This window comes from Pseudomonas sp. Kh14 (genome assembly GCF_900291005.1).
In the GTDB taxonomy this organism is placed as follows: Bacteria; Pseudomonadota; Gammaproteobacteria; order Pseudomonadales; family Pseudomonadaceae; genus Aquipseudomonas; species Aquipseudomonas alloputida.
Genome location: NZ_OLKJ01000175.1, coordinates 1 through 258, shown reverse-complemented (window position 1 = coordinate 258; position 258 = coordinate 1). Strand labels below are relative to the sequence as shown.

Annotated in this window: 1 pseudogene; it reads right to left on the bottom strand. The window is 65.9% G+C overall.

Annotated features, from left to right (window positions below):
• Positions 1 to 258: pseudogene (locus FQ668_RS27745) on the bottom strand (lytic murein transglycosylase); the annotation flags it as partial.

The following is a 258-nucleotide window of genomic DNA, read 5'->3' as shown; positions in this document are numbered from 1 at the left end:
TCCCAGTACTGCGCCTGGCTGATGGTGCGAATGGCCGGGAAGTACCAGCGCAGGTCGTAGCCCAGGCGCGCCTGGGCGACCATTTCGTCGCGGCTGAAGTGGCGGCTGACGTGGTACCACTCGCGGCGACCTTCGACGATCTGGCCACGGGCGTGGAACTCCAGGGCACGGCGGATGCCCGGGGTGTTGCGGACCTTGTTGACCAGCTGTGGGCTGAGCACCAGCGGCTTGTTGTTCAGCTGGTAAGGGGTTTGTGCC